General features: G+C 63.7%; 12 protein-coding genes and 1 pseudogene. 5 read left to right on the plus strand and 8 right to left on the minus strand.

From position 1 onward, the window contains the following. Nucleotides 1–163: 163 nt before the first annotated feature. The 3 genes from DFR67_RS18640 to DFR67_RS18650 are packed head-to-tail and all read left to right on the plus strand — an operon-like array spanning nucleotide 164 to nucleotide 3,943. A complete protein-coding gene (locus DFR67_RS18640; RefSeq protein ID WP_110471002.1) occupies nucleotides 164–700 on the plus strand; it encodes a hypothetical protein in 537 nt (178 codons plus the stop codon). A 51-nt stretch (nucleotides 701–751) separates the two neighbouring features. Further along, on the plus strand, nucleotides 752–2,389 hold the full coding sequence (locus DFR67_RS18645; protein WP_110471003.1) for an ABC-F family ATP-binding cassette domain-containing protein: 1,638 nt from the start codon (nucleotides 752–754) through the stop codon (nucleotides 2,387–2,389). A 45-nt stretch (nucleotides 2,390–2,434) separates the two neighbouring features. Beyond that, a complete protein-coding gene (locus DFR67_RS18650; protein ID WP_110471004.1) occupies nucleotides 2,435–3,943 on the plus strand; it encodes a glutamate-cysteine ligase family protein in 1,509 nt (502 codons plus the stop codon). Nucleotides 3,944–3,972: 29 nt separating this feature from the next. On the opposite strand, the gene DFR67_RS18655 is transcribed toward DFR67_RS18650, so the two are convergent. Continuing rightward, nucleotides 3,973–5,700, minus strand: a complete 1,728-nt coding sequence (locus DFR67_RS18655) for an HNH endonuclease signature motif containing protein (RefSeq protein ID WP_110471005.1) — start codon at nucleotides 5,698–5,700, stop codon at nucleotides 3,973–3,975. 1,253 nt (nucleotides 5,701–6,953) lie between these two features. Between DFR67_RS18655 and DFR67_RS31605 the strand changes: the two are divergent. Then, a pseudogene (locus DFR67_RS31605) lies at nucleotides 6,954–7,325 on the plus strand (TIGR02391 family protein); the annotation flags it as partial. Here DFR67_RS31605 and DFR67_RS18680 read toward each other — a convergent pair. The 3 genes from DFR67_RS18680 to DFR67_RS18690 all read right to left on the minus strand — a co-directional run bounded on the left by DFR67_RS18680 (nucleotide 7,309) and on the right by DFR67_RS18690 (nucleotide 9,408). Continuing rightward, the gene (locus DFR67_RS18680) at nucleotides 7,309–7,545 is read right to left on the minus strand and encodes a hypothetical protein (protein ID WP_110471174.1); all 237 of its coding nucleotides are present in this window, start codon (nucleotides 7,543–7,545) and stop codon (nucleotides 7,309–7,311) included. The pseudogene DFR67_RS31605 and the gene DFR67_RS18680 overlap by 17 nt on opposite strands. Nucleotides 7,546–7,673: 128 nt before the next feature. Beyond that, nucleotides 7,674–8,522: a phytanoyl-CoA dioxygenase family protein gene (locus DFR67_RS18685; protein ID WP_110471010.1), complete on the minus strand. Its 849-nt coding sequence runs from the start codon at nucleotides 8,520–8,522 to the stop codon at nucleotides 7,674–7,676. An 82-nt stretch (nucleotides 8,523–8,604) separates the two neighbouring features. Beyond that, a complete protein-coding gene (locus DFR67_RS18690) occupies nucleotides 8,605–9,408 on the minus strand; it encodes a nuclear transport factor 2 family protein (RefSeq protein WP_110471011.1) in 804 nt (267 codons plus the stop codon). A 114-nt stretch (nucleotides 9,409–9,522) separates the two neighbouring features. Between DFR67_RS18690 and DFR67_RS18695 the strand changes: the two genes are divergently transcribed. Continuing rightward, entirely contained in the window at nucleotides 9,523–10,548 is a 1,026-nt protein-coding gene (locus tag DFR67_RS18695; RefSeq protein ID WP_110471012.1) for an NAD-dependent epimerase/dehydratase family protein, read from the plus strand. Between the two features lie 72 nt (nucleotides 10,549–10,620). Here DFR67_RS18695 and DFR67_RS18700 read toward each other — a convergent pair whose 3' ends face one another. From DFR67_RS18700 to purL, 4 genes are all read right to left on the minus strand, one after another. Beyond that, complete coding sequence (locus tag DFR67_RS18700; protein WP_110471013.1) at nucleotides 10,621–11,700, minus strand: NAD(P)H-dependent amine dehydrogenase family protein; 1,080 nt, start codon at nucleotides 11,698–11,700, stop codon at nucleotides 10,621–10,623. 129 nt (nucleotides 11,701–11,829) lie between these two features. Next, nucleotides 11,830–13,107 carry an MFS transporter gene (locus DFR67_RS18705; protein ID WP_110471175.1) on the minus strand — a complete coding sequence of 426 codons (1,278 nt, stop codon included), beginning with the start codon at nucleotides 13,105–13,107 and terminating at the stop codon, nucleotides 11,830–11,832. 2 nt (nucleotides 13,108–13,109) lie between these two features. Then, nucleotides 13,110–13,586, minus strand: coding sequence for a MarR family winged helix-turn-helix transcriptional regulator (locus tag DFR67_RS18710; protein ID WP_110471014.1), 477 nt, complete (start codon nucleotides 13,584–13,586; stop codon nucleotides 13,110–13,112). A gap of 123 nt (nucleotides 13,587–13,709) precedes the next feature. Next, nucleotides 13,710–15,989: a phosphoribosylformylglycinamidine synthase subunit PurL gene (gene purL, locus DFR67_RS18715; protein WP_110471015.1), complete on the minus strand. Its 2,280-nt coding sequence runs from the start codon at nucleotides 15,987–15,989 to the stop codon at nucleotides 13,710–13,712. Between the last annotated feature and the right edge of the window lie 128 nt (nucleotides 15,990–16,117).

Raw genomic sequence — 16,117 nt, forward strand, 5'->3', positions numbered from 1 at the left:
CGCATTCGATAAACCCCGGGTGAGATTGGCGTGTGCGGTTGTACTGACATTCTCCGTCACGCTGCTTGTCGCAATCGCGGTCCCCAACCGAACGAAACCAACAACGTCATCAACCGCTGGCCTGCTCCGCCAGGATCAATATTCCTACCTCACCCATGAGGGCGTGCAACAGATCCAAGACAACCGCCGCGCACGCTTCGATCTGCGCGACCTCACGCTCACGAACGAGGAAGCGGGCGTACCACCCGAGTTTACGAGCGATGTCATCATCGGCAACCCCGGCGACCCCGACATCGACCTCACCCTCGTCGGACCCACCGGCGAAGTGACCATCAGCGCCCAAACCATCTGGTTCACCCACCTCGACCAAGGCAGGTTCACCGAAATCATTTTCTGGCGCTCCTTCGACACCCCCGAAGGAGCCCAACAAGAACTCGCACAAGCTAACCCACGGTGGGGAATACTCCCCGAAAACGTCGATACCTGGGCCAGCATCGCCATGGATGCCGGCGACAAAAAGGAAAAGTGGAGCCTTGGCACGGGAATCGGACCCACCGGCCTCATCCTCGACATGAACGCCAGCACCAAAAACGGCATCCAGGTCTTCCACTACATCGTCGACCTCGACCCACGGAACTACAACCCCATCAACCTCGAAAACATCCGCACCACCGGCATCGGCAAACGAGTAGTGGAATGACCCCGACTACGCTTCTCGGAGAACCTGTACTTCGTAAGGAGCGTCACCGCCATCAGCGCCACCCTGCACGCCTCCGGCCTCTCCGCCGGACATGGCGAACGCACACTCTTCTCCGATCTCGACCTCACTGTCTCGGACGGGGATGTCTTTGGGCTCGTCGGCGCGAACGGTGCAGGCAAATCGACCCTGTTGACGCTGCTCGCAGGGGTCGGAACGGCTGATCAGGACGGCACGATCACACTGAGCCCGCCGGATGCGGAGGTCGGTTATCTGGCTCAGGAGGCAGCCCCCAACGCCGGCGAGACTGTTCGTGGGTTCCTGTCCCGACGCACCGGGGTCGCGCAGGCCCAGTCCACGATGGACGCGGCGGCGGAAGCGCTGGGCGACGGTGGTGAGGACCTCTACTCCCCCGCACTCGAACGATGGCTTCATCTCGGTGGCGCCGATTTCGACGAGCGCGCCGATCAGGTCGCGGCCAACCTGGGGCTCACGGTTGACTTGGACCTTCCGATGCAAGCGTTGTCCGGAGGGCAGGTGGCACGCGCCGGCCTGGCGGCCCTGCTGCTCTCCCGCTACGACATCTTGCTGCTGGACGAGCCCACGAACGACCTCGATCTCGACGGCCTCCAGCAACTCGAAGAGTTCGTGGCGGCTTCGCGCACACCCATGGTCGTGGTCAGTCACGACCGCGAGTTCCTCGCCCGCACCGTCACCGGCATCGTCGAACTCGATCTGGCCCAACAGCAGGTGTCCGTGTACTCAGGCGGCTACGAAGCCTTCCTGGTCGAACGCGAGGTCGCACGCCGGCACGCTCGCGAAGCCTACGAGCAGTACGCGGGCACCAAAGAGGCGCTGACGGAACGCGCACAGATGCAACGTAATTGGATGGAACACGGGGTACGCAACGCCCGCCGCAAGTCCAAGGACAACGACAAGGTCGGCAAGGGCCTTCGCCTCGAGTCGACCGAGAAGCAGGCGTCGAAAGCACGGCAGACCCAACGCCGCATCGAAAGACTCGACGAGGTTGCAGAACCACGCAAGGAATGGAGACTGCGGATGGAGATCGCGGCAGCCCCCCGTTCGGGGACCGTGGTTGCCACGCTCAACGACGCAGCGATCAGCCGCGGCGATTTCACCCTGGGTCCGATCAGCACGCAGGTCGACGCCGGCGATCGCATCGTCATCACCGGTGCCAACGGGTCGGGAAAGTCAACGCTGCTGTCTCTGCTGCTCGGCACACAGGCACCAGACTCCGGCTCTGCGTCACTGGGGTCGGGCGTGATGATCGGCGAGGTCGACCAGGCCCGCGGACTGTTCACCGGCGATGCCCGGCTCGTCGATGCATTCGCGGCGCAGGTCCCTGATCAGACCGACGCCGACGTGCGCACCCTCCTGGCCAAGTTCGGGTTGCGTGGACATCACGTGACCCGCTCGGCCGACTCGCTCTCCCCGGGTGAACGCACTCGGGCTGCGCTCGCGCTGCTGCAGGCCCGCGGCGTCAATCTGCTGGTCCTCGACGAGCCGACAAACCACCTGGACCTGCCTGCCATCGAACAGCTAGAGCAGGCCGTCGAATCATTCGACGGCACTGTTTTGCTGGTCACGCACGATCGGCGCATGCTATCGACCGTCCGTGCCACCCGCCGGTGGGTGCTCGATGCAGGGACCCTGTCCGAGACCCTGGTCTGAGTAGATGTTCTGCTGACTCACCGCAGTCCATGACACGATGGTTTGATGGGCACGGATGTGAGCACCCGCGAGTTCAGCCGAGAAGACCGGCGCCGGTTCCGCGAGCAGGTGGGGCGCTGCACCGAAGCCGTCGCGCGCATGTTGTCGGACGGCCTCTTCACCGATCAGGGCAACCCTCCTGAGCCGCTGCTGGGCATGGAGGTCGAACTCAATCTTGTTGACCGCGCCATGAACCCGGCGATGTCGAACGCGACGGTGCTCGAGGCCATCGCAGATCCGGACTATCAGACCGAGCTCGGGCAGTTCAACATCGAGATCAACGTCGCGCCGCAACCGTTCACCGGCGGCGACACGGTCTCTCTCGAGGACGCGCTGCGCGACTCGTTGAATCGCGCCGAGGCCAAGGCCGCCGAAACCGACAACCACCTGGTGATGATCGGTATGTTGCCGACACTGCGGCAGGAGCACTTCGCTCACCAGTGGATCTCGGCAAATCCCCGGTATGACCTGTTGAACCAGCAGATCTTTGCCGCGCGCGGTGAAGATATCGAGCTTGATATCACCGGTGTGCCACTGACACTCGGTGGAGATGCCGAAAAGCTCAAGACGTCGATCGATTCCATCTTGCCCGAGGCCGCCTGCACGTCGTTGCAGCTGCATCTGAGGGTCGCCCCCGAAGATTTCGCCCACCACTGGAATGCTGCGCAGGCCATCTCGGGTGTCCAGGTGGCGCTCGCCGGCAATTCTCCGTTCCTGGCGGGCTCCGCGCTCTGGCACGAAAGCCGGATTCCGGTGTTCGAGCAGGCCACCGATACGCGACCCCAGGAGCTGATCAATCAGGGTGTCCGTCCCCGAGTCTGGTTCGGAGAACGCTGGATCACGACGATCTTCGACCTTTTCGAGGAGAACACCCGGTACTTTCCGTCATTGCTCCCGGTGGTATCCGACGACGATCCGCTCGCACAACTGGATGCCGGCGAGACTCCAGAACTGACCGAACTCCGCATGCACAACGGAACCGTGTACCGCTGGAATCGGCCTGTCTACGACGTGATCGACGGACACGCACACCTGCGAGTGGAAAACCGGGTCCTTCCGGCGGGACCCACCGTTCTCGACATCATGGCCAACGCCGCGTTCTACTACGGCGTACTGCGAGCGCTGGTCGATTCCGACCGTCCGATCTGGTCTCAAATGTCGTTCGATGCTGCGTCGGAGAACCTTCACTCCGCCGCCCGTGATGGCATGGACAGCCAATTGTATTGGCCGACAATGGGCTGGGTGCGGCCTGACGAATTGGTATTGCGTCGATTGCTTCCACTCGCCGACGAAGGCCTGCAGAGTTTCGGGGTCGGCGCCGACGCGCGCGATCGCTACCTGTCCGTCATCGAAGGCCGAGCCCTGGCCCGCCAGACCGGTTCGGTGTGGCAGCGAGAGTCCTTGGTGGCCCGTGAAAAAGCAGGCGACAGCCGCGACGTGGCACTGGCCGGGATGCTGCGTGAATACATCGACCGAATGCACGACGGAGCCGCGGTTCACACGTGGGATGCGTGAACCGCAGCTGTCACTGTTTATGCTGTAATTCAGCCTGATTCAGGGGCTGCCGGTGATGGCTCGTCCGGCGACGACTCCGCTGGTGGATCTGGATTTTGGCCGCTTAGTTCTCGTGTGCGTTGTTCGAGTTGGGCTTTGCGGCGTGCGAGCATGGCCTGCCGTGCTTCGAGCAAGGCCTCGTCCGGGTGGTGGGCACGGTTGATCCGGGGTGTGCGGTCGGGGTCCAAGAATACCGGGGGTATCCAGGCACAGCGGCCGGCGTCGGGGCCGTCGGTGATCATGATGGTCTGCCACTGATGCTCCCCCGGCCCGACCAGCTTGTGGTGCTGCGGGCACGCCGGAGCCAGGTGCGAAATATCGGTCAGCCCACCGAGCGCCCACTCGACGGTGTGGTGGGCTTCGGCCCACATCGCCGGGTTCGTGCACCCACCGAACGAACAACCGCGGTGTGCGGCGAACATCGCGATGCGTTGCGCTTCGCTGGCCAACCGTTTCGCCCGGCCCAGGTACAGCAGTTCGCTGCTGTGGTTGGCGAACACCGCCAACGCCTTATCGCTACGCGCAGCCAGCTTGATCGCATCGCTGATCGGCAACACCGTCCCGGTCGCGGTATAGACCAGATCGTGGCCGTACCGACGTGCGGAGCCACCAGCCAACGTCGGCAACCACTCCGGATCCTCCCAATGCGTGCCCGGGTCGGGATACGCACGCTCAGGCTCAGGCCTCGGCTCGGGCTGCGGCTCGGACTCGGGCTGCGGCTCTGGCTCGGGTTTTGGCTCGGGGCTGGAGTCTGCTTGCTGCTTGCGCAGAGCCTCGTCGAGTTGGTCTTTGGTCATGGTGATGATCAACTGCACCGGCAACCCACGATGAGTCTTACCCAACTGCCCCGACTCGAGCAGATACATGAGCATTGCTTTGAGCGCATCATGATTGCGCTGCGACTGAGTACGAAGGTCGTTGTCGGCCGCGGCCTGCAGGACCCCTGGGTCCAGTGCCGGGTCGTCCGCAGCCCCTGACGGGGACAGCTCGTCGTCGGGGTTGTTCATCCCCTGTGCCGCCCACACCCCCAGCATCACTTTCATCAGTGCTGTGGTCGTCGGATCCAGATGGCCCGCCACCTTCGCCATCATGTCCACCGCTTGATCGCCCACGCTGACACCGCGCTTCTTCGCCCGATCGACATCATCAGCGAGCCTGCCGTCGGGATCCAAGTAGTCGACGATCCGCTCGCCGATCGTCTCGACCGCAGCAGGGTTGTATTTGCGGCACAGATCAGCCAGCGCCACCTCAGTATTCGCCCGCTGCTCCGGGTCGATCTTGTGCGGAATCTTCCCCATCACCTTCACCACCGCACCGACATGATCGAGATCGATCACACCTTGAGCCAGTAACGCAGCGGTCTCCGGGAGCCGAGGCCCGATCACCTCCCCACTCGGGGTCACCGACGGCGTCAATGCATCCATCGCCTCTACTCGCGCCTTCGCGGCCCCCGGACGCAGCCGTGCCACCGACGTCAACACCGCCGCAGGCGAGGAACACCCGGCCTTCGAATATGCCCGCCGCACAGCAACTTCCCGCAACACCGGCAATCCCGCCGCCGACAACCGCCGCGACGCGACCTCCAGACGTTCCACCACACGCACACACTCCACGTCAGACAGAGCAGTCAGATCCAACGTCGACAGACGCGCGATCGCAGCATCCAGCTCCGAGACCGCACCCACCACCGGCGAATCGATGACGACACCATCAGACATGCAGGCCCCCCAGCCCCAGAAACACACGCGGACAACAACAACCAGAAAGGATTCGTCGTCAAAAGAGTTTCTCTACAACCGACAGTACCAGGGTTTCGCGCATCTGGCAAACATATGTTCGAACACTTGCCGTGGGCTTCGAACGCCCTTGACGCGCAGCGTTCTTGATGAACTCGGCGCAGGCGGTTTGCGAGATCGACTGACGTTCGGCGCATAGATTATGCCCAGGTCAAACGCATTCTCGACATTCTCCATGTTGGCCAAGTTTGCGCGGTGCTGCGGACGCACTGCGGCCGCGCTACCGTGCTCGGCATGGAATCCGAAACTCGCGTCTACACCGAAGCCGAAGCGGCAGAACGACTTACTGTCCCGTGACCTGGATTGCCAAAGCTCGCCGCGAATACCGGATCCCACACCAAAAGTTCGGGCGCCACATCCGATACACCGAGGAGCACCTCGGCGCCATCCTCGAGCAGTTTGAGGTCCAAGCGAGAGGCGACCCGGCCGGCCTCACAGCTGGTTCGCGGAGGCACCACGCCCGGTTTGGTCGCGGTCGGTGACCACGGGAGTTGTCCGCGCCGAAGAGTATGAATGAGTTCATTCCAGCAATCCCAGACGGTCCATACGCTCTCGTTCGTGAGGTAGCACACCAGCGCAACGAGAGGCTGCTCGAAATCAGTAAGTTCAAGGGAGGACCGAGCGACCCCTATCGGCCGATGTACAACCTGCACGAGCGCGTCTTGGCAGAGCACGTTCCAGCCTCTGAGACACGCGGAGAGCCGTGCGCTGAGTGCGGACAGGTCTGGCCCTGTGGCATGGTTCGGTCACTGTTCGCGGACGACTAGGATTTAGACGACAAGGATTTAATTGTGAACCTTGGAGGTGTCGACGTCGCTTGGGTAGAAGAGCGGTTAAACGAATACATCACCGAGACTCGGCCCGTAGACAAGTCAGGGCCAAATGTCTTCACCGCCCGCAGAACGCCAAACTGCGTGCGACCAAGGGCGATCGAACTCACCGAGACCGTGGTGCCAATTTTCACGCGCCTCTACCCCCAATGGCGATCCGAAAATCAGCCCATCAGGATCTTTGAATTTCAGGCCGAACGAGACGCCGCGAACAAACTACTTGCGCGCCTCAAATCGAATGAAACTGTGACTGCACGTCTCGGCGGCGGCGACATGTCACCCCGCCTCACTGCCGTATCCCTCCACCACCTCATCTGGAGGGCCGCGTAGCCGCAATGGTCACTCGGCCAACGCCACGAAGCCGTACTGGCAGCCGCCAAAGAAGTCAATTCACAGATTCAGGTCAAAGCCAATCGGCGCGACCTCTCGGACCTAAAACTCGTCAAACAAGTCTTCAGCGACAAGCCGCCAGAGCCCGGCAAATCCCGCTTGCGCTTTTCTGAAATAGTCCAAGACGAGACCCCCGACTCAATGCTGCGCGGCGTCCGATTCTTCGGCTGCGGCTGCTTCGGAGCGATCCGAAACCCCCTCGGCCACCTACCCAACGACGAAATCGAACTCGACGAACAAACCGCGCTCGAACAACTCGCGGCGCTCAGTCTATTCGCCCGCTGGGTCGACCAAGCGGACCTCGAAGAAACTACGTCGACGCGATGACGACACCCAGCCAGAGGAGAAGGATCAGGAACACAATCGCGCTGATCAACGCGCCCGCGAACGCCATACCCCAGCCGTCTTCACCCCGGCGGCCGCACTGAATCATGCCGATGACTCCGAACACCAGACCCGGCAGAAAGAACCCGAGCAGAGCAGTCAGAAGGGCAATCACGGCGCACACGTTGGTGCGAGCATCGTAGTCAAGCTCCGAGGTAGTCATGGACAGTTCATACCGGATCGCAGCGACAACCGAGGACCCAGCAGCCCCTTCGACATCGCAGGTGAGACCCCAGATCAACGACACGCCTGCCCGACCAGGCCGGTATGCGAGCCGACCTGCGCAAACGGTCACCGAGCAGCGTTCTTGATGAATTCTTCAACTCCCGCAGCAGGTTTGGTACCGCCGAAGTACCCGCCTCTGACATGCCTACGCAGGGTGTTGTCGTCGGTAGCCCGCGCTGCCGAGTGCCAGAGGTAGGCGTCATGGAAGAGGATGTCGCCGCGCTCGGCGTACACGGCGACCTCGCCGCGGATCTTCTCGAATCCCAACGGCATCTCGAAGGGTGGCTTTCGCGAGGTGCGCCCTCCCGAGGCCTGTGCGGTGTCAGGGACTTTGACACCGTTGGCATTTCGATAAGGCGCCGGCGTGGACCAGAGATGACTGCCGGGTACCACTCGTAAGAAACCGTTTGCAGGGCTTGTGCCGTCGACGTGCACTGTGAACGCCGTTCCAGGCCAGACATTCAGGCTGGGACTCGCCTGCCAGTCGGAGTGCCAGCCGATGCGGGTGTATCCGGACTCTTTACCGGGCCGGGCGTCCTGGTAGACCACTCCGTTCTGTTCATGAGCCCGCAGCCAGCAGTCGGGGCCAAGGATTCGCGACATGAGTTCCCTCACGACGGCATGGGTGATCGCGGCGTCGACGGCAGGCGACAACTCGCTGATGAACTCGACGTAGTTCGCGAACTTCTCGGCCTTGGCGGCCTCGTCCAGAAACACCGTCGATCCATAACGGGAGTCCAACTCCCCTGCTATCACTCCACGCTGCGCCGCAACGCATTCCGCCTCAATAAGGTCGACGTCAGCGGCATTCAGCACCCCACGCAAGGTCGCATAGCCGTGCATGTCGTAGAACCAGATCAGCCCCTCGAGGTCGTCGGGACCGAAGACACCGGGTTCATGAAGCGGAAGAGTCATGTTTCGACGATAGATTCCCGCGGGAGATGCGGCAGCGCGAGTTCACCTGGTCGTAATGAACCACCGCGCCGGCCGCCGTCGCCTACGCGTCGGGGTCGATGAGTACGTCGACCGACTTGATCGGGCCGCGACTGCTGTCGAACTCGAAGAGACCGAAGCCCTTCCAGTCATCGTGCTCCAACCCGACCGCGACCGTGTGTCCCGCTGCCAGATACTTGTGCGCTCGCAGCCCGCGAAGTGCTGTTGCCCAGACCTGCCCGCCGGCGTCGTCACCCGAGATCGTCACTGCGGCCTCCCGATCGAGGTATCGCCCCGCGCCCGCCGCATCACCTGTCGCCACGGCATCCATAAAGTTGGCCACGGTCGCCTTGGCCCCGGCCCCGACGCGGCGAAAGCCCCCAGCGAAACCCAGGGCGCCAAGTAGGCCCTGATTCTTCACCAGTGCCCGAGACAAGTGCAGCGACACCGGCGCGGCCGCGATTCCGCTCTGCATGAACTGCGCAATCATCCCCGGCAGCTCCCAGTAGGCAGCCAGCCGTTCGATACGAAGCTGCTTGCCGACCTCCCGCAGGTCGTAGCGGATGTGCACAGGCACCCGCATCGTCACCTTCGCCGACATCTCGACTTCCAGCTCGACGTCGCGGACCACCGTGTGACCACACACGACGTCTACGTTGCGGTGGAAGGTGACGTTTCGCGGTCCGATGAAGGTGTCGTAGAACCGTTCGATCTCGCCACGTCCGGCGTGCGGTCGCGACCCCACGGGGTCGTTCACGATCCCATCCGCGGTGAACAATCCCACCCATGCGTCCCGATCGTGGGCACCAGCAGCCGTCGGCGATCGTTCGACAACGGAGAGCATCTCATCCCGGCTGAACGTCTGCATGGTTGCGTACCGCCTTCATCGCAGGTAGAACTTGTGCTGATCGCAAAACTAGAACATGTTCTAATATAGCCCGGCCCGCGCCTTGTCGAGGCCCCTGAACGAAAGTGACCGCAGATGAAGGTAGCCGTGACCGGAGCCGCCGGGTTCGTCGGCCGTAATCTCGTCGACCAGCTGGTCGCACGCGGTGACACCGTGGTAGCCATCGATCGCCAGAAACCATCGGCCTCGAACACGGACTCGGTGTCCTGGGTTGCTGCCGACATCCTTGATCCGGCAGCCCTGGAGTCTGCGTTCGATGGCGTCGACGTGGTGTATCACCTGGTTGCGGTCATCACCTTGCGGCACACGGATGAGAATGCCTGGCGCATCAACACCGAAGGTGTCCGCAACGTCGCCGAGGCTGCGCTCGCGGCCGGTGTTCGCCGAATGGTGCACTGCAGTTCCATCCATTCCTTTGACCAATACGAGTGCGGGGGCAGCATCGACGAGTTGTCCGGGCGTTCGGTCAGCCTGGCTCTGCCCGTCTACGACCGCTCGAAGTGGGCAGGCGAGCAGGAATTGCAGCGCGTGATCGCACGCGGCCTCGACGCCGTCATCTGCAACCCGACCGCGGTCTACGGCCCCGTCGACCATGCACCCTATTCACGCATCAACGGCATGCTCCGCGACTCAGCCCGTGGGCGGGTTCCCGCGCTGATCACCGGAGGCTTCGACCTGATCGACGTGCGCGATGTCGCGGCGGGGCTCATCCTCGCCGCCGAGCACGGCAAGACCGGCGAGAACTACCTGCTGACCGGTGAGATGACCGAGATGTTCGAGGCATTCAAGATGGTGGCACGCGAGGCCGGCCGACGGGGTCCGGTGGTGGCCTTCCCGATGCGCTGGGTTCAGGCGATATTGCCTGTGGCAGAACCAATCTGCAAACTCTTCAAATCCGATCTGGTCTCCAAGGCTGCGCTCGGTGCGCTCGAGGCACAACCGGTCGTCGACGGGACGAAGGCACGCCGTGACCTCGGATTCGCGCCCCGACCGACGACCGAGACGATGCGCGACTACGTCGAGTTCCTGGTCGGCGCCGGTCAGTTGCAGCGACGAGGGGTCGCCACGACTGTCCGTCAGCCGGCGGACGCCCTGGCCTGACGCAGTCACTCAACCGAATTTGCCCCACCTACCGACGATTGCCGGTGGGCGGGGCGAATTCGACCGACGCGGTCAGTCCTTCGTCACCAACCCGCGCCCGGTGATCTGCGGCAGATCGAGCACCGTCAGCAGTCCCGGCTGGGCCTCGACGACGGCCTGCACCGCGTTCACCAGACGCATTGCCGTGACCAGCATCCCAGAGTCGTTGTGGTCACCGTTCTCGCCATGGTGGACGAAGTCGACGGTCATCACGGGGTCGCCGGTGATCTCGATGCGATAGCAGCCGTCGCCGTGACTGGGGATCGGCCATTCGGGCTGGGCGTCGGCCTTGGTCCGGGTGACGTGCTCGAGGACGATTCGCGGAGTGCCGTTCACGGTGCCGATGACCTCGAATCGAACGGCAGCCATGGTTCCCTTCGCGATGTGGCACGACGCGATGTCGTAGTCCTCCTCCGCCGGACGACGGTCGATCTTCTCCACGAGCGGCTCATCCAGGGTGAGGTCGAGACCGGCTGCGAGCTGTCGCACGACCGGACCCCAGGCCAACGACAGGACGCCCGGCATCCACAGCATCGATTCTGTCTCCATCGGCTTACCGAAGCCGAACAGTTCGGTCATCGTCATCGGCTGGTAGTAGGTCGAGTAGTCGGCGATCTCTGCGACGCGCAGTTCGTCGATTCGCTTGGACAGCGATGTCATTGCCAGCGGCAGCACGTCGTTCGCGAATCCAGGGTCGATGCCGTTGACATGCAGACTGGCATTGCCTGCTCGTGCCGCGCTGCGGATGCGTTCGTTCAGCTCGTCCGGGAACACGCCGTCGGGATATACCAGCGCCACCGGGCCGGACGCGACCACGTTGACCCCTGCCTCGAGGAAGCTGATCAGATCTTCGATGGCCTCCATGATCCGATCGTCTGTCATCGCGCCGTGGACGATGCAGTCCGGCCGGAGAGCAAGCAGCTCTTCCTTGCTGCCGCTGGCCTTCAAGCCCAGTTCGCGACCGAGACCGGCCAGTTCGCCGACGTCTTTGCCGACCTTGTCGGGGTTCGACACCCACACGCCGACCAACTCCAGCTCCGGTCGGGCGAGCACACCCGCGATCGACAGCTTTCCGATGGTTCCGGTGGACCAGACAACTACGCGCAACGCCACTTCAGACCTCCAGGCTAGAAACTAGAACACGTTTCACTCTAGTTCCCCGACCTCCGAAAATGGGTCGTTTTGGCGGAGCCCACCTGGGCTTTCGTTCGCCAGAACGACCCATTTCCGGGGTACCCCGGGTTATAGCTCCTCGGCTCCCACCAGTGCTGCTTCTCCGAGGCGACGTTCGGTCTCGGCAGTCGGCGCCGGCTTCGGGGCACCACCGACCATCGAGATGGCCAGCACCGCGACGGCACAATACCCGGCAGCAAACCAATATGGTGCGGCATTCGAACCGAACCACTCGGCGAGGTGCGCGACGAGCAGAGCCGAGACTGCTGCCCCCATCCAGCGCAGGAAGTTGTAGCCCGCGCTAGAGACCGACCGCGGCCCGCTGCCTGCTGCCATCGCCATGCCGGTGAGTGCCGTGTTCAAGACACCAGATGGGATGCCGGAGAAAATGATCGCGGCCATCACGAGTGTTTTGTTGTCGCCGGCGGTACCGATGGCGGCAGCGATCATCACGACCGCGAAGACGCCGACCGCCGCGATGACCCCCAGCTTTTCACCGAGCGCCTCGACGACCTTGGGCGCCAACGTGACACCACTGAGTGCGACACACAGTCCCCAGCCGACGAAGACGAGGCCGAGATAGATGGGTCGCATATCCAAGACGATGGGCGCCCAGGCGATCACCGTGAAGAAGCCGGCGGTGTAGAACGCCGAGCCGATCCCGGTGACCAGCAACTTGCGGTTTTTCAGTGCGCGCAGCGGGTCGGTGATTCCTACCTTGGGTCGTTCCGACGACGGCCCGTCTTTGGTCAGTTTTGTCGCACACAGGATCGCTCCGATGGCCATCAGGATTGCGGTTCCACCGAAAGGTGCGCGCCAGGTCCATTCACCGAGGATGGCACCGATCAGTGGTCCGACAGCCAGTCCCAGCCCCAGCGCCGCCTCGTACAGCAGGATCGCGCCATGTTGGCCGCCGCGGGCCGAGCCGATGATGAAGGCCAGTGCGGTGGCCATGAACAGCGCATTGCCCAGCCCCCAGGCCACGCGCAATGCGATCAGCTCGCCGATTCCGTTGGCGGTAGCCGAAACCCCGGCCGCGACCACGATGAACACCAGTCCGGCGATCAGCGTTCGCTTCGGCCCGAATCGGTACGAGCAGAAGCCCGTGATCAGCATCGCAAGCACCTGAACACCCATGTAGACCGCGAACAGCAGCGTCACCTTGTCGGCGCCGGCATCGAGTTGCTTGGCGATCTCCGGCAAGATCGGATCGACGAGGCCGATGCCCATGAACGCGATGACCGCGGCAAATGCCGTGGCCCACACCGCGACGGGCTGACCCCGAACGGCATCCAAGAATCCCGGATGCTCGGCGGAAGGCCGCGAATCAGCTTGCGTTGCCGTCATTTTCACTCCTCGGGAGATAGTGTGAGGGCGCTTGTCTCGTCGACGTCCTCGAGTTGTGTACGAAGTGCGCGTAGAGCCGGCAGCGCCGCCTTCAGCGCCCGGAGGTGCTCGTCACCCAAACCCGACATCGCTCGCGCCAGCACCTCGTTGCGCGCTGCTTGGAGCTGCTCGAGTTCGTGACGTCCGGCCTCGGTGATACTCACCTGCACGGCGCGGCGATCGTCAGGATCGGGGTCGCGTCGCAGTAGTCCGTGACCGACGAGTACATCGACCGCCGCGGTGACGGTCGGCATCCGCACTGCTTCGCGGCGGGCCAACTCCCCCATCCGCATCGGACCGTGGTCGGCCAATGTGGCCAACGTGGACCCCTGGGCGGCGGTGTACTCACCGAACGGCGACCGTCTGCGGATGGTCAGATACACCCTCGCCAGTGTCGGGCGGATCGCGTCGGCGAGCTCGGTCAGGTCGATCTCGGACATAGTTAGCAATGGTAATACTTAGGACCTCGAACTATCAACCCGCACGTCCCCCACAACCCGATTTTGGTGGGTTCTGGCGACTAAAACCGCAGGTCGCGGTCGCCAGAACCCACCAAGATCGGACTAGCCGAAGAGTTTGGGAAGAGTTCCTTCGAAGGCTTCACGCAGCTCTGCCAGGGGCACCGTGAAGGCATCCTGGACCTCGACAGAGTCGCTGCCCTGATCGACGACACCGATCCTGGTCCACGGCATCTGCCGGGCGTCGAGCATGCCGGTGAACCGCACCTCTTCCGACCGCGGAACCGCGACCAGCACACGGCCGGACGACTCGGAGAACAGCCAGACGAACGGATCTGCGCCCTCGGGCAAGACGATCCGGCAGCCGGTCTCCCCGGCAAGCGCGGCCTCGACGACGGTCTGCGCCAGCCCACCTTCGGAGAGATCGTGCGCGGCCGAGACCAGTCCGTCACGCGAGGCCGCGGTGAGGATCTCGCCGAGCAGACGTTCACGCTCGAGGTCGACCGCAGGCGGTGTGCCACCGAGGTGATCGTGGGCGACCTGCGACCAGATCGACCCGTCGAACTCATCGTGGGTGTCACCGAGGAGGATCAGTGTCTCGCCGATCTCCGTGCCGAAACCGGTCGGGATGCGGCGCCGGACATCGTCGATGACGCCCAGGACACCGACCACCGGTGTCGGCAGGATCGCCGTCGCGCCGGTCTGGTTGTAGAAGCTCACATTGCCGCCGGTGACCGGGATGCCCAATTGCGCGCAGCCGTCGGCCAATCCGCGAACAGCCTGCTGGAACTGCCACATCACGGCCGGATCCTCGGGCGACCCGAAGTTCAAGCAGTTGGTGACGGCCTTCGGGCTCGCACCGCTGACGATCACGTTGCGGTACGCCTCGGCCAGTGCCAGCTGGGCACCGCGGTACGGGTCGAGATAGGTGTACCGACCCGATGCGTCGGTGGCCAAGGCGATGCCGCGACCGGAGGCCTCATCGATCCGGATCATCCCGGAGTCGGCGTGCTCGGCGAGCACGGTGTTGCCACGGACGTAACGGTCGTACTGCTCGGTGATGAAACGGCGACTGCACAGGGCGGGCGACGAGATCATCTCGAACAGCGTCTCCCGCAGCTCGTCACCGGAGACCGGCCGCTTGAGATCCTTCGTGGTGGAGGCGATCAGACCGTCATGCCAGTCGGGACGTGCGACGGGGCGCTCGTAGACCGGACCTTCGTGCGCCACGGTCCGCGGCGGAACGTCGACGACGGTCTCGCCATGCCAGGTGATCTCAAGATGCTCGCCGGACGTGACCTCACCGATGTCGGTGGCCAGCACGTCCCACTTACGGCAGACCTCCATGAACGCCTCGACGTTCTCGGGTGCCACCACCGCACACATGCGTTCCTGCGACTCGCTCGAGAGCACCTCTGCCGGGGTCATCCCGGTGGCGCGCATCGGGACCTTCTCCAGCTCGATGCGCATGCCGCCGTCGCCGGCAGCCGCGAGTTCCGAGGTGGCACAGGACAATCCGGCGCCACCGAGATCCTGGATCCCGATGACGATGCCGGCCTTGTAGAGGTCGAGGCAGCACTCGATGAGGACCTTCTCGGTGAACGGATCGCCAACCTGCACCGCAGGCAGCTTCTTCGGACGGCCGCCGGCACTGTCGTCGAAGGTCTCCGACGCGAGCACCGACACCCCACCGATGCCGTCGAGCCCGGTGCGGGCGCCGAACAGGATGATCCGGTTGCCGGCGCCGGACGCGAACGCCAGATGCAGATCCTCGACCCGCATCACGCCGGCACACAGGGCGTTGACCAAGGGGTTACCTGCGTACGACTCGTCGAACACGGTTTCGCCGCCGATGTTCGGCAGGCCCAGCGAGTTGCCGTATCCGCCGACTCCGCGAACCACACCGTCGACCACTCGGCGGGTGTCCGGCGCGTCAGCGGCACCGAAGCGCAGCTGATCCATAACCGCGATCGGACGGGCGCCCATGGCCATGATGTCGCGGACGATGCCGCCGACACCGGTGGCCGCACCCTGGTAGGGCTCGACGTAGGACGGATGATTGTGCGACTCCACCTTGAAGGTGACCGCCCAGCCGTCGCCGATGTCGACGACACCCGCGTTCTCACCGATACCGGCGAGCATCGACGACCGCATCTCGTCGGTGGTGGTCTCGCCGAAGTAGCGCAGATGCACCTTCGACGATTTGTACGAGCAGTGCTCGGACCACATCACCGAGTACATCGCCAACTCGGCTGCGGTCGGGCGGCGGCCCAGGATCTCTTTGATCCGCTGATACTCGTCATCCTTCAGACCCAGCTCCCGGAAGGGCTGCGTCTGATCGGGGGTATCGGCGGCGACGGAAACGGTATCTACGTCTGCACTCACGAGAACAGTCTAGGCGGTTCTCGCGGGTGCCGTCGTCGCGGTCGCCAGGCACTCCTGCGGCTCGACCGGGGTAGTATCTGCTTCGCGCGTCGGGGGCGGCGTGGCGGGGCGGACGATCGGCGGGGGCG

It is taken from the genome of Williamsia limnetica (assembly GCF_003217475.1).
Taxonomy (GTDB): Bacteria; Actinomycetota; Actinomycetes; order Mycobacteriales; family Mycobacteriaceae; genus Williamsia; species Williamsia limnetica.